Genomic DNA, 21,878 nt, shown 5'->3' on the forward strand with positions numbered 1-21,878 from the left:
TATTCTCCTTATAAAGCCAATAACGCAGTTATGATTAAATTAGCACCAGCAACAGGTAATAATATCAAATAGCTCATTCTCATAACTTGATCAGCCCTTAAATGTGGGAAAGTCCCCCTAGCCCAAAAATACCAAGAAAATACAAAGCATATTTTTAAAATCATAGCAATAGCGCCTGGTATGAAATAAAAATCGTTATATCCACCTAAAAACAATAAAGTAATCAAAATTGAGCCTAAAATCATACTAGCATATTCGCCTATAAAAAACATTCCCCAGCGAAGACCACTATATTCAGTGCCATAACCTGCAACTAATTCAGGGTCGTTTTCTGCTAGACATAAAGGAGTTCTATTTGTTTCAATAAAAATTGCTATTGTAAATAAAATAAATGCAATTGGTTGTTTAAATACTAACCAAGATAAAATTCCACCTTCTTGATAAGCGTTAATATCAACTAAGCTCATAGAACCAGTTAATAAAACAACAGCTAATAAGCAAAGACCACTAACGCCTTCATAAGATATGATAGTAACAAGCCCCCTAGCACCACCTATTAAAGGATATTTACTAGAACTTGACATACCACCTAAAAATATAGCATAAGCACAAAGTGATGAGCATCCAGCAATGTATAAAACCGCTATATTTACATCAGCAATAATTGGTTTTATCGTATGCCCAAATAATGTAAATTCAGGAAAAATCGGCACAGCAGCAAAAGCCATAAAAGCACAAATTGCTGATACTAAAGGAGCTACTTTAAATACTTTACTATTTGTCATATATGGGATTAAATCTTCTTTTGTAAATAATTTAATCATATCAGGAACAATTTGTAAAACACCAGCAGGTCCTACCATATCAGGCCCAAGTCTTCTATGAACATAACCTAAAACCTTTCTTTCTAAATAAGTTGCAAATCCAGCTAATGAAGCAAAAATTGCAATTACTAAAAGACATTTAATCAGCGTAACGATTATAAAAAACATAGTCTCACTCATAGCTAATTTCCTTTATATTTAACGCATAATAGCGTCTTGTTTTAAAGAATTTATAAGGATTAATCTTATCATCAAAAGTAGGTAAATAAGCACCATTTTCAATATTCTTATCTAAAACTACTTTTATAATAATTTCATCTTTATCATCATAAATCTTAACCATAGAATTTTCTTTTAAATTATGTTTAGCTAGATAATCTTTACTTGCGTAAAGTGAAGCACATTCGTTAAAAAAGCTTGATTTATTAGTATATTTTGATAGATTTCCAATTGGATTTGCAAGTATTACAATATCATCTTTTTTACATTCGCAAGTTGATTTTATATTTTGTGGAATTTGATTATCTTGTTTTAAATTCTTTACAAACTCACAAGTATCAATTAAATACCCACGATGATTATTTCCTGCATTATCATAATGATTTGTCAAATCATCAAAAGCAATATTTAAAAAGCCTTTATCTTTAGGTAATTGCTCTGTATATTCAATCGTATAAAGTGCATCTAATCCAAGAGCATTTGCTAAATCATTTAAATAATATCCTTTAAATTTAAGTGCAGCATTCGTAGGAACAAGCCTTTTATCATAATTTACAAATGTTCCTTCTTGCTCAAGTAGATTTGAACTAGCAAGATTATTATGCTCATCATTTGAGAATGAGAAATCTCCACGCTCATTATATCCTAGCGTAAAACCATCACTAGCTTTACTTAATTTGCATAATAAACTTACACCTAAAGTATTAGTGCGTGGTGGGATTAACATAACTTTAAAATCAGTTAATTTTTGAATATTTGCAAGTAAATACGCTAAATATTTTGCATTTTCATGGTAAAAATAATCATTTCCGATAATTAAAGTAAAATTAGCTTTTTTAAGTAATAAATCTTTTAATTTATCTTCATCAAATCCTAATTCTTTAGCTAGGCTTGATTTTTTGATTGTTTCTTGCTTTTTCTCTTTAATCTCATTGCCTTCAGCATCTTTACTTTTAACTTCTACTTCAATTTGTTCTTCATAAAAAGCGTCTTTGATATATGCTAAATCCTGCGGCAAGTCTTTTGCAAAATATTGTAAAATAAATTCTAAAACTTGAGCTTCTTTACCATAATCACAATTTACACTTACGAAATTCTTAGCAATTTTTGAAAATTTTGTATCTTTAATAGGATGAAAATAAAGTCCAGCACCCTTATTCATAACAATTGCATTATTTACCTTATAAGATAAAGTAGGATTATCGTGTCTTAAAAAACTTCCTGCAATTACGATAAAATCAGATTTTTTAACATCATCACTACTTGCATTATAAAAACTACCTGAATGAGCGCAAAAAGTCTTTAAGAAATCTTGAAAACATAAAGCTTCATTATTTACTAAATTAAAGCCATATTTTTGTCTAAGTAATTCTAAAATATATGCTTCTTCATTTGTTATATAGCTATTAAATTTCACATTTTTAATTTTATTATCTTTAAATAACGATACTAAGCGATTAAACTCTACTTCATCTTTACCTTTACAATCACTTGCTATATCATAAGCAAATCTTGCAGCCTTATTTAAAGTAGTAAAATGAAAATCATTTGAAACTCTATAAACCATCTTAGTATTATCTTTAATACTTCTTTGTTTAACATCATAATACATAAGCTCACAATCACTACTATGTGGATTACTAGCAGGTATGCGAGTAAGTTCCCAAGCATTTGAGCGATATTGAAAATTCTTATTAATAATTGCACCAGTCGGACAAACACTAACACACTCAGCACATTCTTGACAATCTAAAGTCGTTCCATTTTGTGGAGCTATTAGTGATTTTTGAAATTTTGTCCAAACTGCATAAGCATCTTTACTCATAGTATCTTTAAAATCTTTATCAGGCGCATCTCCACCACGAGCTATAGTTTTTAACTCACTATCTCCGATTTTGTCCTTACATACGGTAATACATCTTTCACAAACTATACAAAGACTTGGGTCATATTGTAAAGCACCCCAATCTTGATGTCTTCTATCTATTTCTTTTATCCAATGATTTTGAGTATCTACTTGTGCTTTATGCGTGAAATTCTGTAATTCACATTCTCCACTTTTATCACAAACTCCACATTGTAATGGGTGATTTATGCAATAAGTTTGCATAATAGCATTTCTTTCGTCCCATAATTCTTTAGTATTGCTTAATACCTGCATTCCATCTTTTACTTTAGTATTACAAGCGTATGAGCGTTTGCCATCAATTTCAACCATACACATTCTACAAGCTAAAGTTGGGCTGCAATCATTTAAATAGCAAATTGCAGGTATGAAAATATCATTAGCACGAGCAACTTGTAAAACATAATCGCCATCATTAGCTAAGCATTCTTTACCATTAATGTTAATTTTCATTGCTTACTCCTTTAACCACACAAGGACTAAACGCATAAGCATTATCTTTTTTACTTAATGCAAATAATCCTTTTAAACTATTATCAATTTTTACTTTCTTTTTTAATGTTTTAGTTTTTGTTTTAATTTCTACTAAATCAAATTCTTTAATTTTTGCAAGATTTGCAAAAGCTGGACTTACTATAAAATCATCATTATCTAAACATTCATATAAAATAAGCCCATTATTATCATCTAATTCAACCAACTCAACATCTTTTAATTCATAATCAAACATAAGTTTTAAATCAAAATGTTTAGCCAATTTACTTGCAAAATAATATATACTTTTGTCTTTATGATAAAGCAAATTACTATCTAATAAAATTAAATCAGCACTCTTTAAAAATTCTAAAATCTCACTAGCTTCTTCTTCTCCAAAACAACTCTCAGCACTAAGTTCGCCTATATCAAATTCGCTTAAATTAAGCATAGTGCAAAACAATGCTAAAACATAGCTTTCGGTTCCTAGTTCGCATTTATAAAATTTTTGTTTTAATCTCTCATCGTAAAAACTACCGATATTTACTATCTCATCTTGGCTAAAATGACTTAAGACTTCTTTACTTGCATAATTTAAGAAGCTTAATATTTTCATTTTGCTTCCTTTTTAATAACTATAGTCCAATCACTTTGATTAAACTTAAGTGAGTTCATCATCTTACAATTATTATTAGCTACAAATTCATAAGATTTATCAATATTAGAAAAATCTCCGATTTCAAATAAAACAACCAAAACTTCATTAGCTTTAGCATTATCAATATGAGTTTTTAAATCAGCAAATAAATCTTTACTTTTTCTAAGGTCAATTCTTCTCATCTATCAATCTCCCCTAAAACAATATTTGTTGAACCCATAATAGCCACAACATCAGCCACATATGTTCCAACCAAAAGCTCTTCATAAAACGAACAATGCCAAAAACTAGGAGTTCTAGCTTTAAGACGATAAGGTCTAGTTGAACCATCACTTTTAATAAAATATCCAAGCTCTCCTTTAGGACTTTCTGTTGGCACATATACATCTCCAACAGGTGGGCGAAGACCTTGAGTAACTAATACGAAATGCTGCATTAAAGAATAATTTTGGGTCATAATTTGTTCTTTACTTGCACTTACAAATTCTTTATTGTTGCAAATTAATTCAGGAGAACTCTCTCTATACATAGGCACTAATTGTCTAAGTATTTTTACACTCTCACGAAACTCTTGCATATAGCATTTATATCTTGCGTAAGTATCTCCTTGGTTTGCAAAAGGAACACCAAATTGAACTTCATTATAAAGTAAATATGGTTCTTCTTTTCTAATATCCCATTCAATTCCACTTCCACGAAGCATTACGCCGCTACAACCCCAGCTTAATGCTTGTTCTTTTGTAACAACCCCAACGCCTTCTGTTCTAAGACGCCAAATTCTATTATCATCAAGTAAGGTTTCATAATCTTTTACATCGTTTAAGAATTTATCACAAAATGCTAATAATTCTTGAGTGAAATTAGCTGGTAAATCAAGCATTGCACCACCTATTCTCATAGATGAATGTGTAAGTCTTGCACCACAATATTTTTCTATTAAATCCATAACATATTCACGCTCTCTAAAGCAATATAAAAATACAGTCATTGCTCCAATATCAAGTGCGTGAGTTGCAAGCCATAATAAATGACTAGCAAGTCTATTTAATTCTAATAACATCATTCTAATGATTTGAGCTCTTCTGGGAATTTCTAAACCACAAAGCTTCTCAACAGCTGCTACATAAGCATAGTTATTTGCACTTGCTGCTACATAATCCATTCTATCAGTAGTTGGAATAAATTCTTGATAAATCATATTTTCAGCCATTTTTTCCATACCACGATGCATATAACCAATCATTGGAGTGCATTTAACTACTTTTTCCCCATCAAGCTCTAACACTAATCTTAAGTTTCCGTGTGAGCTTGGGTGCTGAGGACCAAGATTTATAATCATTCTGCCATCTTCTTTACTAAAGGCTACATTTTCATAATAAGGTTTTAACTTTGATGGTATTTGCATTATCTTCTTCCTTCTATGAATTTTGAATCAGCACGCTTAACTTTCTTAACAAACATTACGCCTTCATCTTCTTGATATTCTTGTTTATAAGCAATACTAATAGGCTCAGCTCCTTTTGGAACTTCATGATAAATTCTAGAAAAATTATTTGTATCATTACAATCAACTCTTCCTGAATCACGATTTTCAGGCCCTACAACTTCACGATATTCCTTACCAAAAATTCTATCTATTTCATACCATTTGGCAAATTCATCTCCTTCTAAAGGATAAGATTTTTTAAGTGGATAATCAAACCAATCATCAGGCATTAATAGTCTTTTTAAATTAGGGTGATTAATAAAATTTACACCTAACATATCATAAGCTTCTCTTTCAGACCAATTTAAACCCTTAAATACACAAACTCCACTTTCAATAGTTTCATCTGCCTTACAGGTTGTAACTATTCTAAGCCTTTGTTTTTTATTCATATTTAATAAAAGATATTGAACTTCATAAGAATTATCTTTAGCTAAATAATCAGAACAAATCAATTCAGTAAAAGTTGTAAAACCTAAATCTTTAGCCTTTCTTAAAGCCTTTAAATTATCTTCTTTATTGATTATAAAAACTGCAATATCAAGCTCAATAAAAGAATTTAAAACAGAAAAATTATTATTAAACTCATCAAATAAATATTCAAATTCACTACCTTTTATATCAATTTTAGTAGTTTGTGGTGCGTGATAAAATCTATCTTTGTAGTAGTCTTGCTTTTGCGCATTAATCTTGTCTTTATATTCTCTCATTACACCAACCTTTTTGCTGCTATTTTTTTAGATATTTTTTCTTTTCTAATTTTCTTTTGAAGTATCATTAAAGCAAACTGAAAACTTTCAGGGCGTGGAGCGCAACCAGGAACATAAATATCAACAGGAACTATCCTATCAACACCTTGAACTGTTGAATAAGTATTAAACATACCACCAGTGTTTGCACAACTACCAACAGATATAACCCACTTTGGATCAGGCATCATATCGTATAATCTTCTTGTAAATTCTGCATGTTTTTTACTAAGAGTTCCAGCTACAAGCATTACATCGCTATGTCTTGGACTTGCTCTAAAAATAGTTCCAAATCTATCAAAATCATACCTTGAACCACCACCAGCCATCATCTCAATAGCACAACAAGCAAGACCATAAGAAAATGCCCATAAAGAGTTACTTTGACCCCAACCAACTAACTTATCTACCGAAGTTAAAGCTATTGGCATTCCATTTGTGTTTAATTGATGCTCTGCCATTGTAACGCTCCTTTTTTATACGCATAGATAAAACCAACTAAAAGTAAAACAAAAAAACAAACCATTTCAATCAATGCAAAAAGTCCTAATTGCTTATACATTAAAGCCCAAGGATACATAAAAACAACTTCTATATCAAACAAGATAAAAATTAAAGCAAAAATAAAAAATTGTGAATTTATTTTAACTGCTTGTTTTTGCGGTAAAGGTCCGCACTCATAAGGTCCTAAGCCTAATTTTTTTCTATTTTTTCTAGCTAAAGAATTTCCTATTGTTTTTGCTAAAAAAACTAGTCCAAAAAATAAGCCTGTAGCAATAACTAACATTGCTAAAATGCCGAAATACTGAATATCCACATCTGAACTAGACATTTTAATTCCTTTCAAAATTTTTTTGGATTTACTAAAAAATAATTCGTAAATGATAGTGAAAAAAACTTAATTATTTCTTGTTCTCAATTAAGGTTAAAAGTATTAAAACTTTTTTAAGAAAAATATTATATAATCACGACTTTTTAATAAATTTTTTGAAAGGATGAAACGTGCCTACCATAAATCAATTGGTTAGAAAAGAACGCAAAAAAGTGATTGTTAAATCAAAATCACCAGCGTTAAAAGATTGCCCACAAAGACGTGGCGTTTGTACAAGAGTTTATACTACAACTCCTAAAAAACCTAACTCAGCGTTAAGAAAAGTTGCAAAAGTTAGATTAACAACAGGATTTGAAGTTATTAGTTATATTGGTGGTGAAGGACACAACCTACAAGAACACAGCATCGTTTTAGTGCGTGGCGGAAGGGTTAAAGACTTACCAGGTGTTAAGTATCACATCGTTCGTGGTGCTTTAGATACTGCAGGTGTTGCAAAGAGAACAGTTTCAAGATCAAAATATGGAACAAAAAGACCAAAGCCAGGTCAAGCAGCAGCTCCTACAAAAGGCAAAAAATAAAAACGAGTTTCACAGATTTGCAGCTTAGATATGCGGCATAATTTGAGTAAATTATAATTTAAAGTTGAAGAGGAAAAAATGAGAAGAAGAAGAGCACAAGTTAGAGAAGTTCTAGCTGATCCTATTTATGGTAGTAAAGTAATTACAAAATTTATTAATTCATTAATGTATGATGGTAAAAAATCTGTTGCTACTGAAATTTTATATGGTGCGATTGATTTAATATCGTCTAAAAATAGCGAAGTTAAAGGTATAGATATATTTAATGATGCTATTGAAAATGTAAAACCTGTTTTAGAAATTAAAGCACGCCGTGTTGGTGGTGCAACTTATCAAGTTCCTGTTGAAGTTCGCCCTGTTCGCCAACAAGCACTAGCAATTCGCTGGATTATTCTAAACGCTAGAAAAAGAAGCGAAAGAACAATGATTGAAAAATTAGCAGGTGAGTTAATGGATGCAGCAAATAGCAAAGGTGCAGCATTCAAGAAAAAAGAAGATACTTACAAAATGGCAGAAGCAAACAAAGCATTTGCACATTATAGATGGTAAAAAGGAGTTAAAATGGCAAGACAAACTCCTTTATCTCGTGTTAGAAATATTGGTATTGCTGCGCACATTGACGCAGGTAAAACTACAACATCAGAAAGAATTTTATTCTTTACTGGTATGAGTCATAAAATTGGTGAAACTCACGAAGGTACAGCTACAATGGACTGGATGGAGCAAGAAAAAGAGCGTGGTATTACAATTACTTCAGCTGCTACAACTTGCTTTTGGAAAGACCACCAAATCAACCTAATTGACACCCCAGGCCACGTTGACTTTACTATTGAAGTTGAGCGTTCAATGAGGGTTTTAGATGGTGCTGTATCAGTATTTTGTTCTGTTGGTGGAGTTCAACCACAAAGTGAAACCGTATGGAGACAAGCAAATAAATATCATGTTCCAAGAATAGTATTCGTAAATAAAATGGATAGAGTTGGAGCAAATTTTTATAATGTTGAAGCACAAATTAAAAATCGTTTAAAAGCTAATCCAGTTCCAATTCAAATTCCAATTGGTGCTGAAGACACATTCCGTGGTGTAGTTGATTTAGTAAAAATGGTTGCTTATGTTTGGGATGATGATAAAAAACCAACAGATTATACAGAAATTGAAATTCCAGCTGACTTAAAAGAAAAAGCTGAAGAATATAGAACAAAATTAGTAGAAGCAGTTGCTGAAACTAGTGAAGAACTAATGGATAAATACCTAGGTGGAGAAGAATTAACAAACGATGAAATCTACAAAGGTATCAAAAAAGGTTGCCTTGATTTATCAATTATTCCTATGTGCTGCGGAACTGCATTCAAAAACAAAGGTGTTCAACCACTACTAGATGCTGTTGTAAAATATTTACCAGCTCCTGATGAAGTTGCAGATATTCGTGGTCAATATGAAGACGGCACAGAAACAAGTGTTAAATCAACTGATGATGGCGAATTTGCAGGATTAGCATTCAAAATTATGACTGACCCATTCGTTGGACAACTTACTTTCGTTCGTGTTTATCGTGGAAAACTTGAAAGTGGTAGTTATGCTTACAATGCAACAAAAGATAAAAAAGAAAGAATTGGTCGTTTATTAAAAATGCACTCAAACAAGCGTGAGGAAATTAAAGAACTTTATGCTGGAGAAATTGGTGCTATCGTAGGTCTAAAAGATACACTAACAGGTGATACTTTAGCAAGTGAAAAAGATAAAGTAATTTTAGAAAAAATGGATTTCCCTGATCCTGTTATTAGTGTTGCAGTTGAGCCAAAAACTAAAGCTGATCAAGAAAAAATGGGTATCGCACTTAATAAACTTGCACAAGAAGATCCAAGCTTTAGAGTTTCAACTGATGAAGAAAGCGGACAAACTATTATTTCAGGTATGGGTGAATTACACCTTGAAATTATCGTAGATAGAATGCTTAGAGAATTTAAAGTTGATGCTGAAGTAGGTAAGCCACAAGTTGCTTATCGTGAAACAATCCGCCAAAGCGTTGAGCAAGAATACAAATATGCAAAACAATCTGGTGGTCGTGGTCAATATGGACATGTATTCTTACGCCTTGAACCACTTGAGCCAGGTAAAGGATACGAATTCGTTAATGATATTAAAGGTGGGGTTGTTCCAAAAGAATATATTCCTGCAGTTGATAAAGGTATTCAAGAAGCATTACAAAATGGTGTTTTAGCTGGATATCCTGTAGAAGACGTAAAAGTTACACTATTTGATGGAAGTTATCACGAAGTTGACTCAAGCGAAATGGCATTTAAATTAGCTGCCTCAATGGGCTTTAAAGAAGGTGCTAGAAAAGCTGGTGCTGTAATACTTGAACCTATTATGAAAGTTGAAGTTGAAACACCTGAAGATTATATGGGTGATGTAATTGGAGATTTAAATAAACGCCGTGGTCAAGTAAATAGTATGGATGAGCGTGGTGGAAATAAAATCATCGCAGCATTCTGCCCACTTGCTGAAATGTTTGGATATTCAACTGACTTAAGAAGCCAAACACAAGGTCGTGCTACATATTCAATGGAATTTGACCACTATAGTGAAGTTCCAAGAAATGTTTCTGAAGAAATCATCAAAAAAAGAAATATGTAATATCTAAACTAGGGATTAAAATCCCTAGTTCTTCAAAAAATAATAATCAAATCTTTTAGTCCTCATAGCTCAGCTGGATAGAGCGTAGAATTCCTAATTCTAAGGCCACAGGTTCAAATCCTGTTGGGGACACCACTTAATATTTATTTGAAAATATATTTAAGCTTCTAAAGTATTTTTTATAATTATTATATATTTTTATCTTTACTTATAAAAACATATAATAAGACTTAAAATATTTAAAAAATTACTAAGAAACAATCATAAATAAATAGCGAGTGATAAAGCATAAAATATAAAAGGCACAAAGAAAGCGTTTCTGCTATATTTATGTGAGAACAAATTATAACCAATCTAATAATTTAACTAGATGTATAAGTTATTTTGCATTCTCTTTATTAACTACTATTAAAAAATTCTCTTAATATTTTAAAATATTAATTCTAATATATTTAATCGTATTTAAGCACTAATTTTAAGCTTAATATATTGATTTGTATACTAAAATTGCAAATGCTAATGCAGTATAATTTATGTATTTTAATTCTAAAATGTTTAAATATGTCATTTCCAATTAACTAAACTTGCAATTATCAATAATCTTAAATATTCACGGATAAGACTATGATTATTAAATGTAACCAAGATAGAGAAAATAATATTGTAATTATTAGCATATAAATTAAAGCTTTATACCATAAGTTTAAATAAATATAAGAGTAATTGCAACACTTGAAATAAAAAAGCCTTTATTACCAATAAAAAGCATATATTATAAATTTAATACTACAAACCTTATCATTATTTTATAAATACTACCACTATACTTTTCTAATTTATAACATATACTTAAAATAATTATCTATATATTATTTATAAATAATTTAAAATAATACTTTTAAAATTTTATAAAATAATATATAAAAAATATATATTTGTTTAAATTAATAGTATGAAAAACAATATTAATTTATTCAAATAAAATTAATAATTTAGGTAATTAATTAATAAATATTATTAAAAGATAATATATTTTATTTAATTATTAATATTAGTTAGTATAATTCAGTTTTAATTTATTTTTAAGGAGATTTTATGACTTTTACAAAACCTAGCGATAGGCGTTTGGCTTTATCTTTTTGGATTGGAATTCTAGCTGGAATATTCGGTGCTATTGTTAAATGGGGCTGGGAAGTGCCATTTCCACCAAGAAATCCTAATTTTGTTTGGCCTCTTGATGCATTAGAAAGAACAACTCCACCTAAAATATTTTTAGAACAAATTGGTATGCCTACTGATTTTACTTATATGTTTTCAGGTATGGATATGCCTTTATCAATTTTCATTGTTCATGTTGGATTTTCAATTGTATTTGGTGTTATGTATTGTATGATTGCAGAAATTTGGCCTCGTATTAAAATGTGGCAAGGTGCTGTATTTGGATTCTTCGTATATTTATTCGCGCATGTAATTGTAATGCCTTTAATAGCACAAGTTCCACCTTTATCACAAATTCCATTTGATGAACATTTATCAGAAATATTTGGACATATTGTATGGCTATGGGGAATGGAAATAGTAAGAAGAGATATAAGAAATAGAATTACAAAATCACCTGATATTGAATAAGCTTTACACACCTTTTTTAGGTGTGTAAATTAATTTTTATTTGCACTAGCTTTTATAGCTTTTATAAAAGCACTTCTAACAGCTTCATCTTCTAAAACATTAACACCTTTTATACTAACTCCAGCTGGAGAGCATACACCTTCTTTAATTAATGCTGGATGATTATTAGCAATTAAACTCTCAAAACTAGCAAATAATGATTTTACCAACTCATAAGATTTATCGTTTTTAAGCCCTATACTAACTCCACCATTAGCTAAAGCTTCAGCAACTAACGCTAAAAACGCAGGGGCACAACCATTAATGGCCATAGCTAAATTAAGCTCATTTTCATTCTCACATTCTATTGCTACCCCAAAACCTTTAATAATATTTAAAGCTAAATCAAAATATTTATGAGTTTTATCTCCTACATAAGTAGTGCAAGATTTATTGTATTCAGCAGCAATATTTGGCATAATTTTTAAATAATATTCAGATGCAATTACTTTTAAACTATCAATACTAATTCCTGCTAAAGGACTAATGATAATTTTTGCAGTTTTACCTAAAAATTTTTTACTAACTTCATCTAAATTATATGGCTTAAAGCATAAAATACAAATCTTATTAGTAATATCAAATTCTTCATAAGAAATACAATTTTTAATACCTACATTTAATTTATTTCTTACTACAAAAACCACATTAAAATTTGAATTCTCTAATCCTTTAGCAATAGCTTTCGCCATTTTGCCATTGCCAAGGATATAAATATTTTCATTCATTGCTTTAGTTCATTCATATTTTGTTGTAAGAAATTTTTAATCTTTTCTGTTGGATGATAGAATGGATATTGAGTTGGGTCTAAAATAATTTGTGCCATAGTGTTATTATCGTGGTTTAAAATCACTGGAGCTAACATATTTATAGTAGATTCTTCAACGCTTTTATTTAAAATCAAAATATTATAAATTTCAATATTTGAACTAGCTGTAACTTCAAGTAAAGCTTTGTAAGAAAGTGGCATATCAAATTCGTATTCTTTACAAATAGCATAAGGATTTAGCATAGTAAATGTAAAACCTCTACCATCAACACTCTTTAATCTCGCGAAACAATCATACATTTTTTCTAACTCTACTTTTGTAGTATCTTCAAAACCTAATATAGGAAACTTAACTTCAAATATCATTATTTCTCCTTTAAAAAAATATCCTAAGTATATAATAAATATTTAACATTAGAACTTATAATCGCCTTTTTAAAGGAAAATAAATGAAAAAACTTAATATTTTTTTACTAATTTTAACGATATTTTTTAGCGCTTGTGCTAGCAATAAAAAAGATATGTTTGATGATTATAATTTAAGCGATAGTGCTTGGTTAGAAAAAATCATTGAAAGTGTAAAAAAGAATGATTTAGAAAAAGCAGATAGTGATTATATATCTTTGTATAGCGAGCATATAAATAGCCCACTTTTAGCAAGTGCTATGCTAATTTTATCACAAGCACACGCAAATGAGCACGAGTATTTGTTAGCAAATTATTACATAGATGAATATATAAAGCTATATGGTAATAGCCAAAATTACGAATGGCTAAATTACCTTAAAATTAGAAATAATTTTTATGCTTTTTCATTGCCTAATAGAAATCAATATTTACTTTTAGATTCAATTAAAGATGCTGATATTTTCTTATCTACTTATAAAAATTCAAAATATACGCCTTTAGTAAATAGCATTAAGACTAAATTAAATCTTACTCAAATTATGCTAGATACTGATATTAGGAATTTATATAGAAGAATGGGGCATGATATAAGCGAAGAAATCTATGATAAAAAGATTAAAGATAGTGATTTAAATGATATTAAATATATAAAACCAAGACTTCCTTGGTATAGAAGATTATTTGAAAGCAGCTACGCACTTTGATTTAGGAATTTAATTCCTAAATTTTATTTAATTAAAATTCCTTAACACAAAATCATCATTAAGTCTATCAAAATCAATCGTTTTAATGCTTTGCTTTAGATTAGCAATATTTGGCACTTCTAGGAATTTTTGCAAATAATATTTATTTTTATAACCTTTTTTTCTTAAATACTCATTCATCTTAAGCACTTCATCAACACTAAGCAAATCAAAATGCCAAGTAGTTCTTATTTCAAATTCTGCTTTAAAATCTAGCAAAATATCTAAAGTCTTATCAAACTCATCAAAATAATCAAGCCCCGTAAGAGCTTTTAATTTCTCTTTAGGAGCTTTAAAATCAATAGCAAAATAATTTGCTAAATCATTTTCTAAAATATTTTTAATTACCTTAGGATTTGAGCCATTGCTATCAATTTTAATTAAATAACCTAAGCTTTTTGCTAATTTTATATAATCTAATAAATTAGCAGAATTAGTGCATTCTCCACCACTAAAAACAACCCCATCAACCAAACCTACTCTACTTTCTAAAAAGCTTTTTAATTGATTTTTACTTACATTAGAAAAACCATTGATAATATGCTCGTTATAGCAATATTTACACCTTAAATTACAACCTGCAATCCACACTATGCAAGAGATATAATTAGGATAATCAATCACACTAAAAGGGGTAATATCATAAATCATTTGATAACAAACATTTTCCTTTCTTTATGTTCGCCTTTTTTGCCTAGATTAAAGCTTTCTACGGGTCTGTGATAACCCATTACTCTAGTATAAACCATACATTTTGTTCTTTTTTCATTATTTTTCATTCTTTCTCCTTTAATAATTCATCACATTTAGGGCAATACTCATGCTCTCCTGCAATATATCCATGTATTGGACATACGCTAAAAACAGGCGTTATTGTAAAATATGGCAAACGATAATTATTCGCTATTTTTTTAACCAATCTTTTACAAATTTCTTTGTTTTCTAATCTTTCTTTCATATAAAGATGAAGAACGGTTCCACCCGTATAAGCACACTGCAAATCATCTTGCATATTGAGTGCAAAAAATGGATCATCAGTGTAATTTACAGGTAGTTGAGTGCTATTTGTATAATAAATCTCATCGCCATTTCCTGCTTGGATAATATCTTTAAATCTTTTTTTATCTTCTTTAGCAAAACGATAAGTCGTCCCTTCTGCTGGAGTGGCTTCAAGATTATATAAATTACCTGTTTCTTTTTGAAATTGCTTAATTTTTTCTCTAATATAATTTACTAATTTAATGCAAAAATCTTTTCCTATTTCTGAACTTATATCATAAGCATCATTGCTAAAATTCCTAAGCATTTCATTAGCCCCATTTATCCCTATGGTTGAAAAATGATTATTAAAACTTGGCAAATACCTTTTAGTATAAGGATAAAGCCCCCTATCATACATTTTTTGAATGAAAGCCCTTTTTAATTCAAGACTATCACGGGCTAAAACTAATAACTCATCTAAGCGTTTATAAAGACCCTTTTCATCTGCTTTATACAAATACCCCAAACGAGCTAGATTGATAGTAACTACGCCAATACTTCCTGTCATTTCAGCACTTCCAAAAAGTCCACCGCCACGCTTTAACAATTCTCTTAAATCAAGCTGAAGCCTACAACACATAGAGCGAACCGCATTTGGTTTATAAGCATTTTCATCTTCTACTTTATTGCCAAACTCATCTAATTTATATTGTGAGCCTAAGAAATTTTGAAAATATGATGAGCCCATTTTTGCTGTATTTTCAAAAATAGCATCGGCTACTTCATTGTCCCAGTCAAATTCTTCAGTAAGATTTATAGTAGGGATTGGAAAGGTAAAGGGCTGATGATTTTTATCGCCTTCGCTTAAAACTTCATAAAATATCCTAACAATTCTTTGCATTTCTTCTTCAAAATCACCATAAGTTAGCTCTTCTAGTGAGTTTTTGCCACGCATTTTTGCCTTTTGCTCTAATTCATCATCTTTTATGCCCTTAAAAAAATGAATATCATTAGTGGTTGGAAATTGATTTTTTAAATCTTGTGGACAAACTATGTCTAAAGTAATATTAGTAAATGGACTTTGTCCCCAACGAGCAGGAACATTTAGGTTATAAACAAAACTTATTAAAGCCTTTTTAATCTCTAAATCACTCAATTTATCTTTAAAAACATAAGGAGCAAGATAAGTATCAAAGCTTGAAAATGCTTGTGCCCCAGCCCATTCGCTTTGTAAAATACCCAAAAAATTAGCCATTTGCCCTAAAGCTTCTTTAAAATGCCTAGGAGCTTTGCTTTCAACCCTACTTCTTACCCCATTAAATCCTTCATTTAATAATACTCTTAAACTCCAACCCGCACAATATCCACTAAGACAATCTAAATCGTGTATATGAAAATCAGCATTCCTATGTGCTAAGCCCATTTCATCACTATAGACATTATCTAGCCAATAATTTGCAATAACTTTTCCTGCAGTATTATTTATAAGTCCTGCGTGAGAATAGCCTGTGTTTGAATTAGCATTAATTCTCCAATCGCTTTTGTTTATATATTCGCTTATTGTATTTGAGCAGTTAATATAAGTGCCATATTCTAGGTCTTTTTCACGACGAAGTTTTCTAGTGTGTCTATAAAGCATAAAGCTTTTCAATACTTCAAATTCTTTTTCATTAAATAGTGTTTTTTCAATTTTGTCTTGTATTTCTTCAACGCTTACTAAGTCTTTATTCTCACACTCTTTAATAACTAAAGATATTAAAGAATTTGAAGCTTCTTTATTGCAACTTGCATAAGCTTTTTTGATAGCATTTTCTATCTTATAAGGTTTAAAAACTTCTTTTAATCCATTTCTTTTAAGTATCATTTTGATTGTCCTTTTTATAATGAATATTTTCATTTTATTTTTAAAAGTTAAAGAAAAGTTGCTACTAAGTTAAGCCAAAATCAAACTGAAACTTTAAAGTAATTAATAATAATTTTAAAATATTTAAAACATTTATCGTATCGGACTTTGTTTGATTTTGATAAAAAGAATTTAAAATAAGAATTTTTTAAAAATTGTAATTATTTGACTATTTTAATAATAATTATTATAAATAGTCAAATATGTTACATATTGTAATGATTTTAATTAATTTTTTACTTTATCTGGGTAATTTTGACACATTGCAATAATACCACCTGATAAATTAAGAGCGATTTTTTCTTTTTGATTTAAAAACTCACATAAAAATGCACTTCTTGCTCCACTTCTACACATAATTACTAATGTTTTAGAATTATTTTTAATAATCTCATCAAAGTCTTTTTTGATAATTTCTTCATCAGCTGAATTAAAATCTATAGGATAAAGTAAAGTATCTTCTAAACTAAATTCATCTATTTCTTCTTGAGTTCTAATATCTACTATTAAATGTTTGTCAAAATCTATATCTTTTGCATTGATATTTATATTCATATTTTATCCTTTGTGTAAATTCGTAACATTTTTTATCTAATTTATCATTAAAAATTATCAAAAAAATATTTTTTTGGTTATTATGAGTGAATATTATCTAAAAAAGGAAAAAAAATGAGCAGGTATTTTAAAAGCCTTATTTTTTGGGTTATTGTAGGATTAATCCTAGGAATTGTTGTTGGAGCCATGCCTCCTATTAAAATAGAAGCACTTGGAATAGAAAATCTAGCTATTTGGTCTAAAGTGTTTATTGATATGTTTATTAAAGCATTAAAGCTTTTAATTGGACCTATCATTTTTGTAATGATTATTCTAGGAATAGTTGGACTAGGAGATATTAAAAAAATCGGCGGAATTGGTGTTAAAGCTGTAATTTACTTTGAAGTAGTAAGCACACTTGCTCTAATAGTAGGTATATTTATGGCTAGAATTTTACAACCTGGAGTTGGTATGAATCTTGATATCAATGCTTTAGATGCGTCAAGTGTTGATAAATATGTAAAAGCTTCTCAAGGTAGTGAAAGTAGTTTTTGGGGAGTTTTAAAAGGAGCAATTCCACAAGATTTAGTAAGCCCATTTACAGATGGAAAAACATTGCAAGTTTTATTTATAGCATTATTTACAGCATTTATTGTAATAACTTTAAAAGAGCAAGATAGAGAATATATCAAAAAAGCTTTAGAAGTATTCCAATCATTTGTATTTAAAATTCTTACTTTAATTATGTATTTTAGCCCACTTGCTACATTTGGTGCTATGGCTTATCTAGTATCAAAATTTGGCTTAAGCTCACTTGTAAATATGGGATATTTATTATTTGTTATGCTTGCTGCTTGTTGTGTATTTATATTTGGAGTTTTAGGAATAATTTGTTATGTGGCTAAAGTAAATATATTTAAATTCATTAGATTTATAGCTAAAGAATTATTAATCGTATTTACAACAAGCTCAAGCGAGAGTGCATTATTACCACTTATGAAAAAATTAGAAAAAGCAGGAATTGATAAAAGCTGTGTTGGTTTAGTTTTACCTACTGGATATAGCTTTAACTTAGATTGTACAAATATTTATCTAGCTATGGCTGTAATATTTTTAGCACAAGCATTTAATATAGATATTAGCTTATGGCAAGAAATTACAATTTTACTTATATTAATGGTTACTAGTAAAGGTGCTGTTGGAGTAACAGGAAGTGGCTTTATCGTTTTAGCAGGAACTCTTAGCTCATTAGGAGATAATTTAATCCCTGTTGCAACAATCACCGTTTTATTAGGAGTTGATAAGTTTATGAGTGAGATGAGAGCGTGTGGAAACTTATGCGGTAACTCTGTTGCTTGCTTAATAGTTGCTATATGGAATAAACAAATAGATATGGAAAAATTCCGCTACGCACTAGACCACCCTAATGATTTTAAAATACAAGATTAGGAATACTTTTTGCTTTTGATATCCTGCAATATGAAAGGATATCAAATGCAAGTGTTAGAACAAGCTTTTTCTTTATTTGCTGTGCTAGTTTGCATAGCAACAATTTTTATTAAAAAAAATAATGAAAACCAAGAAAAATAAGGTTTTACCTGAATTAAGGAATTTAAAAAGGATTTAAATTCCTTAAAAATTAGAATAAATTATATATCTTCTTAGCCATTTCATTCTCAAGTATAGGTAATACTTCTTCAAGCTTAATATTTCTTTGTTTTGCTTTTGCATTAATTATTGTTGAGTTTTCAATGAAATCACTTTCGTAATTTTGAGATTTTGAATTGTTTTGTAATTTTAAAGATGAATTTGAATTTTTTATATCATAATTATTGTTTTGATTGATTACCTTATTTGCACTTCTTTGCTTAATATTAACATCAGCTTTTAATTCTATTGTATATTCTTCGCCAGTAATATTATTTATAATAGAACTTGCAAAACTTTTATTATTAGCAAAAGCAGCAAATGCTGGATTGATTGATTTTAAAGCATCTTGCTTTAATTCTTCTTCGCTTTTTTTAGAGCATTCAACAATATTAGTGCTTACAATAAAAGTAGCATTAGTAGGTTCATTTAATATTGTATAGCCTTTATTTTTTAATCCTTCAATTAGTTTTGATTCAATATTTACATTACAATCACTAGTATTTTTTGCAAATACAAATATACTTTTTTTGCTTTTAGCAACTGGTTCAATAAAAATACTATTATTTAATTTAGTATCAAGCTCTAAAGAATTACTAGCACAAGCACCAAACATAAAACCAATACCAACAATACTTAACATTGTCTTTTTCATAAAAGTTCTCCTAAAATAAATTAAACTTTTATTATATGGGGGGGGGTTCTTAATATAAGCTTAAAATTTCTTTTAATAAATAGTTTTTTAAAGATATGATTAAATTAGATTTATAAAATGAAGTTAATAAAATAATTTAGGAATTTAAATAATAAAAAGCTCCAAAATTGGAGCTTTTAAAAGTGGTATTACATCATACCAGGCATTCCGCCCATACCACCCATACCGCCACCCATTGGCATTTCAGGTTTATCTTCTTTAATATCGCTTATTGTAGCTTCTGTTGTAAGTAGCATTGAAGCAACGCTTACAGCATTTTGTAATGCTACACGCTCAACTTTAACAGGGTCAATTATTCCTGCTTCATACATATCTACATATTCGCCACTTGCAGCATCAAATCCTTTATTTTCATCTTTGCAAGTTTCAATTGTATTTACGATAACTCCTGCATCAAATCCTGCATTTTCTGCAATTTGGCGAATTGGAGCTTTGATTGCACGGCGAACGATATTTGCACCGATTAACTCATCGCCTTCAAGATTTAGATTAATTCTATTTGTAGCGTGAATTAGTGCAGCACCACCACCAATTACTATACCTTCTTCAACAGCAGCTTTAGTTGCACTTAGCGCATCATCAACTCTGTCTTTTTTCTCTTTCATTTCAGTTTCAGTTGCAGCACCAACTTTAATAACAGCAACACCACCACTTAATTTTGCTAAACGCTCTTGTAATTTTTCTCTATCATAATCGCTTGTAGTTTCAGCAATTTGAGCTTTGATTTGATTAATTCTTGCATTAATTGCGTCTTTGCTACCTGCACCATTTACTATTGTAGTATTATCTTTATCAATTACGATTGAGCTAGCACTTCCTAAATCAGCTGCGTTTGCACTTTCAAGTGTTCTTCCCATTTCTTCGCAAATTACCGTTCCACCTGTTAAGATTGCAATATCTTCAAGCATTGCTTTTCTTCTATCGCCAAAACCAGGAGCTTTAACTGCAGCTATATTTAAAATTCCTCTTAATTTGTTTACAACTAAAGTTGCTAATGCTTCGCCTTCAATATCTTCAGCAATGATTAAAAGTGGGCGACCATTTTTTTGTGCAGTTTCAAGCACAGGTAAAATGTCTTTTAGATTTGTGATTTTTTTATCATAAAGTAAAATTAATGGATTGCTTAATTCACAATTCATTTTATCAGCATTTGTGATAAAGTATGGGCTTAAATAACCTCTATCAAATTGCATACCTTCAACAACGCTTAATTCATCATTGATTGATTTTGCTTCTTCAACTGTGATAACGCCATCTTTGCCTACTTTTTCCATTGCATCTGCAATTAATTGTCCGATTTTTTCATCGCTATTTGCTGAAATTGTAGCAACTTGTGCGATTTGCTTTCTATTTCCTGCAACTGGTTTTGCTAAAGCTTTTAGTTCAGCTATAATTGCTTCGCAAGCTTTATCCATACCACGCTTAACTTCAATTGGATTTGCACCAGCTGTTATATTTCTTAAACCTTCTTTAAAAATTGCATGAGCTAAAACGGTTGCAGTTGTAGTTCCATCTCCTGCTTGATCAGCAGTTTTACTTGCAACTTCTCTTACTAAACTAGCACCCATATTTTCTAAAGTATCTTTTAATTCAACTTCTTTTGCAACGCTAACACCATCTTTTGTAATAGTTGGAGCACCAAAACTTTTTTGAATTAATACATTTCTGCCACGAGGCCCCATAGTAACTTTTACAGCGTCGCTTAATTTTTTAACGCCTTCATATAATTTATTTCTAGCTTCATCTGAATAAAAAATTTCTTTTGCCATTTAAATCTCCTTATAAAATTCCTAAAATATCTTCAAAACTTAAAATTAAATATGTTTCATTATCAATTTTTAATTCGCTACCTGCGTATTTACCAAATACTACTTTATCGCCAATTTTAATATCGCTAATTTCTTTAGCAACTGCTACAACTTCGCCTTGTTGTGGTTTTTCTTTAGCATTGTCAGGTATAATAATTCCTGAAGCTGTTGTTTTTGTTTCATTTGCGCATTTGATTAATACACGCTTATTTAGTGGAGTAAAATTCATTTTTTCTTCCTTTCTTGTGGTTTATCACTCTAATTCTTTGAGTGCTAAATTATAATTAAAATAAGTTAATCAAATCACTAAATGATAAAAAATAACTAAAGAAACTTTAG

Annotated in this window: 23 protein-coding genes and 1 tRNA gene; 7 read left to right on the forward strand and 17 right to left on the reverse strand. The window is 29.6% G+C overall.

Annotated features, from left to right (window positions below; genetic code table 11):
- Window positions 1-8: 8 nt before the first annotated feature.
- From nuoH to AVBRAN12637_RS05765, 8 genes are read right to left on the reverse strand one after another with little or no spacing between them, the layout of a single operon-like run.
- Entirely contained in the window at window positions 9-1,004 is a 996-nt protein-coding gene (gene nuoH / locus AVBRAN12637_RS05730; RefSeq protein WP_336615479.1) for an NADH-quinone oxidoreductase subunit NuoH, read from the reverse strand.
- Entirely contained in the window at window positions 997-3,402 is a 2,406-nt protein-coding gene (locus AVBRAN12637_RS05735; RefSeq protein ID WP_336615480.1) for an NADH-quinone oxidoreductase subunit G, read from the reverse strand. The genes nuoH and AVBRAN12637_RS05735 overlap by 8 nt, the downstream gene beginning before the upstream one ends.
- Complete coding sequence (locus AVBRAN12637_RS05740) at window positions 3,392-4,039, reverse strand: hypothetical protein (RefSeq protein ID WP_214149678.1); 648 nt, start codon at window positions 4,037-4,039, stop codon at window positions 3,392-3,394. The genes AVBRAN12637_RS05735 and AVBRAN12637_RS05740 overlap by 11 nt, the downstream gene beginning before the upstream one ends.
- Entirely contained in the window at window positions 4,036-4,263 is a 228-nt protein-coding gene (locus AVBRAN12637_RS05745; protein WP_214117482.1) for an NADH-ubiquinone oxidoreductase subunit E family protein, read from the reverse strand. The genes AVBRAN12637_RS05740 and AVBRAN12637_RS05745 overlap by 4 nt, the downstream gene beginning before the upstream one ends.
- Window positions 4,260-5,486, reverse strand: a complete 1,227-nt coding sequence (gene nuoD, locus AVBRAN12637_RS05750) for an NADH dehydrogenase (quinone) subunit D (RefSeq protein WP_214117483.1) — start codon at window positions 5,484-5,486, stop codon at window positions 4,260-4,262. Before nuoD ends, AVBRAN12637_RS05745 begins: the two co-directional genes overlap by 4 nt.
- Window positions 5,486-6,277, reverse strand: coding sequence for an NADH-quinone oxidoreductase subunit C (locus AVBRAN12637_RS05755; RefSeq protein WP_214119743.1), 792 nt, complete (start codon window positions 6,275-6,277; stop codon window positions 5,486-5,488). Before AVBRAN12637_RS05755 ends, nuoD begins: the two co-directional genes overlap by 1 nt.
- A complete protein-coding gene (locus AVBRAN12637_RS05760) occupies window positions 6,277-6,777 on the reverse strand; it encodes a NuoB/complex I 20 kDa subunit family protein (protein WP_214117485.1) in 501 nt (166 codons plus the stop codon). The genes AVBRAN12637_RS05755 and AVBRAN12637_RS05760 overlap by 1 nt, the downstream gene beginning before the upstream one ends.
- On the reverse strand, window positions 6,759-7,148 hold the full coding sequence (locus AVBRAN12637_RS05765) for an NAD(P)H-quinone oxidoreductase subunit 3 (RefSeq protein WP_214117486.1): 390 nt from the start codon (window positions 7,146-7,148) through the stop codon (window positions 6,759-6,761). Before AVBRAN12637_RS05765 ends, AVBRAN12637_RS05760 begins: the two co-directional genes overlap by 19 nt.
- Window positions 7,149-7,318: 170 nt before the next feature.
- Here AVBRAN12637_RS05765 and rpsL point away from each other — a divergent pair, with 170 nt between their 5' ends.
- From rpsL to AVBRAN12637_RS05790, 5 genes are all read left to right on the forward strand, one after another.
- Window positions 7,319-7,726: a 30S ribosomal protein S12 gene (gene rpsL / locus AVBRAN12637_RS05770; protein ID WP_214117487.1), complete on the forward strand. Its 408-nt coding sequence runs from the start codon at window positions 7,319-7,321 to the stop codon at window positions 7,724-7,726.
- Window positions 7,727-7,804: 78 nt separating this feature from the next.
- Window positions 7,805-8,275, forward strand: coding sequence for a 30S ribosomal protein S7 (gene rpsG / locus AVBRAN12637_RS05775; RefSeq protein WP_214117488.1), 471 nt, complete (start codon window positions 7,805-7,807; stop codon window positions 8,273-8,275).
- Window positions 8,276-8,287: 12 nt separating this feature from the next.
- Window positions 8,288-10,363, forward strand: a complete 2,076-nt coding sequence (gene fusA, locus AVBRAN12637_RS05780) for an elongation factor G (protein WP_214117489.1) — start codon at window positions 8,288-8,290, stop codon at window positions 10,361-10,363.
- Between the two features lie 58 nt (window positions 10,364-10,421).
- A tRNA-Arg gene (locus AVBRAN12637_RS05785) sits at window positions 10,422-10,498 on the forward strand.
- A 960-nt stretch (window positions 10,499-11,458) separates the two neighbouring features.
- Complete coding sequence (locus AVBRAN12637_RS05790; RefSeq protein ID WP_214117490.1) at window positions 11,459-11,992, forward strand: YagU family protein; 534 nt, start codon at window positions 11,459-11,461, stop codon at window positions 11,990-11,992.
- Between the two features lie 29 nt (window positions 11,993-12,021).
- Here the strand turns inward: AVBRAN12637_RS05790 and AVBRAN12637_RS05795 are convergent, their stop codons facing one another.
- Together AVBRAN12637_RS05795 and fliW are read right to left on the reverse strand one after the other, a co-directional pair.
- On the reverse strand, window positions 12,022-12,759 hold the full coding sequence (locus tag AVBRAN12637_RS05795) for a pyrroline-5-carboxylate reductase (RefSeq protein ID WP_336609453.1): 738 nt from the start codon (window positions 12,757-12,759) through the stop codon (window positions 12,022-12,024).
- A complete protein-coding gene (gene fliW / locus AVBRAN12637_RS05800; RefSeq protein WP_214117492.1) occupies window positions 12,756-13,166 on the reverse strand; it encodes a flagellar assembly protein FliW in 411 nt (136 codons plus the stop codon). Before fliW ends, AVBRAN12637_RS05795 begins: the two co-directional genes overlap by 4 nt.
- Window positions 13,167-13,249: 83 nt before the next feature.
- Here fliW and bamD point away from each other — a divergent pair, with 83 nt between their 5' ends.
- The gene (bamD, locus tag AVBRAN12637_RS05805) at window positions 13,250-13,912 is read left to right on the forward strand and encodes an outer membrane protein assembly factor BamD (RefSeq protein WP_214117493.1); all 663 of its coding nucleotides are present in this window, start codon (window positions 13,250-13,252) and stop codon (window positions 13,910-13,912) included.
- Window positions 13,913-13,939: 27 nt separating this feature from the next.
- Here bamD and AVBRAN12637_RS05810 read toward each other — a convergent pair whose 3' ends face one another.
- The 4 genes from AVBRAN12637_RS05810 to AVBRAN12637_RS05825 all read right to left on the reverse strand — a co-directional run bounded on the left by AVBRAN12637_RS05810 (window position 13,940) and on the right by AVBRAN12637_RS05825 (window position 17,390).
- On the reverse strand, window positions 13,940-14,602 hold the full coding sequence (locus tag AVBRAN12637_RS05810) for an anaerobic ribonucleoside-triphosphate reductase activating protein (RefSeq protein WP_336615481.1): 663 nt from the start codon (window positions 14,600-14,602) through the stop codon (window positions 13,940-13,942).
- Window positions 14,599-14,730 (reverse strand): anaerobic ribonucleoside-triphosphate reductase, encoded by a 132-nt coding sequence (gene nrdD, locus AVBRAN12637_RS05815; protein ID WP_214117495.1) that lies wholly within the window; start codon window positions 14,728-14,730, stop codon window positions 14,599-14,601. The genes AVBRAN12637_RS05810 and nrdD overlap by 4 nt, the downstream gene beginning before the upstream one ends.
- The gene (locus AVBRAN12637_RS05820) at window positions 14,727-16,796 is read right to left on the reverse strand and encodes a ribonucleoside triphosphate reductase (RefSeq protein WP_442862433.1); all 2,070 of its coding nucleotides are present in this window, start codon (window positions 16,794-16,796) and stop codon (window positions 14,727-14,729) included. Before AVBRAN12637_RS05820 ends, nrdD begins: the two co-directional genes overlap by 4 nt.
- Before the next feature lie 267 nt (window positions 16,797-17,063).
- Complete coding sequence (locus tag AVBRAN12637_RS05825; RefSeq protein WP_214117496.1) at window positions 17,064-17,390, reverse strand: rhodanese-like domain-containing protein; 327 nt, start codon at window positions 17,388-17,390, stop codon at window positions 17,064-17,066.
- Window positions 17,391-17,504: 114 nt separating this feature from the next.
- Here AVBRAN12637_RS05825 and AVBRAN12637_RS05830 point away from each other — a divergent pair, with 114 nt between their 5' ends.
- Complete coding sequence (locus tag AVBRAN12637_RS05830; protein WP_336615482.1) at window positions 17,505-18,818, forward strand: cation:dicarboxylate symporter family transporter; 1,314 nt, start codon at window positions 17,505-17,507, stop codon at window positions 18,816-18,818.
- A 190-nt stretch (window positions 18,819-19,008) separates the two neighbouring features.
- Here AVBRAN12637_RS05830 and traT read toward each other — a convergent pair whose 3' ends face one another.
- From traT to groES, 3 genes are all read right to left on the reverse strand, one after another.
- Window positions 19,009-19,671, reverse strand: a complete 663-nt coding sequence (gene traT, locus AVBRAN12637_RS05835; protein WP_336615483.1) for a complement resistance protein TraT — start codon at window positions 19,669-19,671, stop codon at window positions 19,009-19,011.
- Between the two features lie 188 nt (window positions 19,672-19,859).
- Entirely contained in the window at window positions 19,860-21,500 is a 1,641-nt protein-coding gene (gene groL, locus AVBRAN12637_RS05840; protein WP_239803310.1) for a chaperonin GroEL, read from the reverse strand.
- A gap of 10 nt (window positions 21,501-21,510) precedes the next feature.
- Complete coding sequence (gene groES, locus AVBRAN12637_RS05845; RefSeq protein ID WP_214117500.1) at window positions 21,511-21,768, reverse strand: co-chaperone GroES; 258 nt, start codon at window positions 21,766-21,768, stop codon at window positions 21,511-21,513.
- Window positions 21,769-21,878: the final 110 nt, after the last annotated feature.

Source organism: Campylobacter sp. RM12637 (assembly GCF_020137645.1).
In the GTDB taxonomy this organism is placed as follows: domain Bacteria; phylum Campylobacterota; class Campylobacteria; order Campylobacterales; family Campylobacteraceae; genus Campylobacter_E.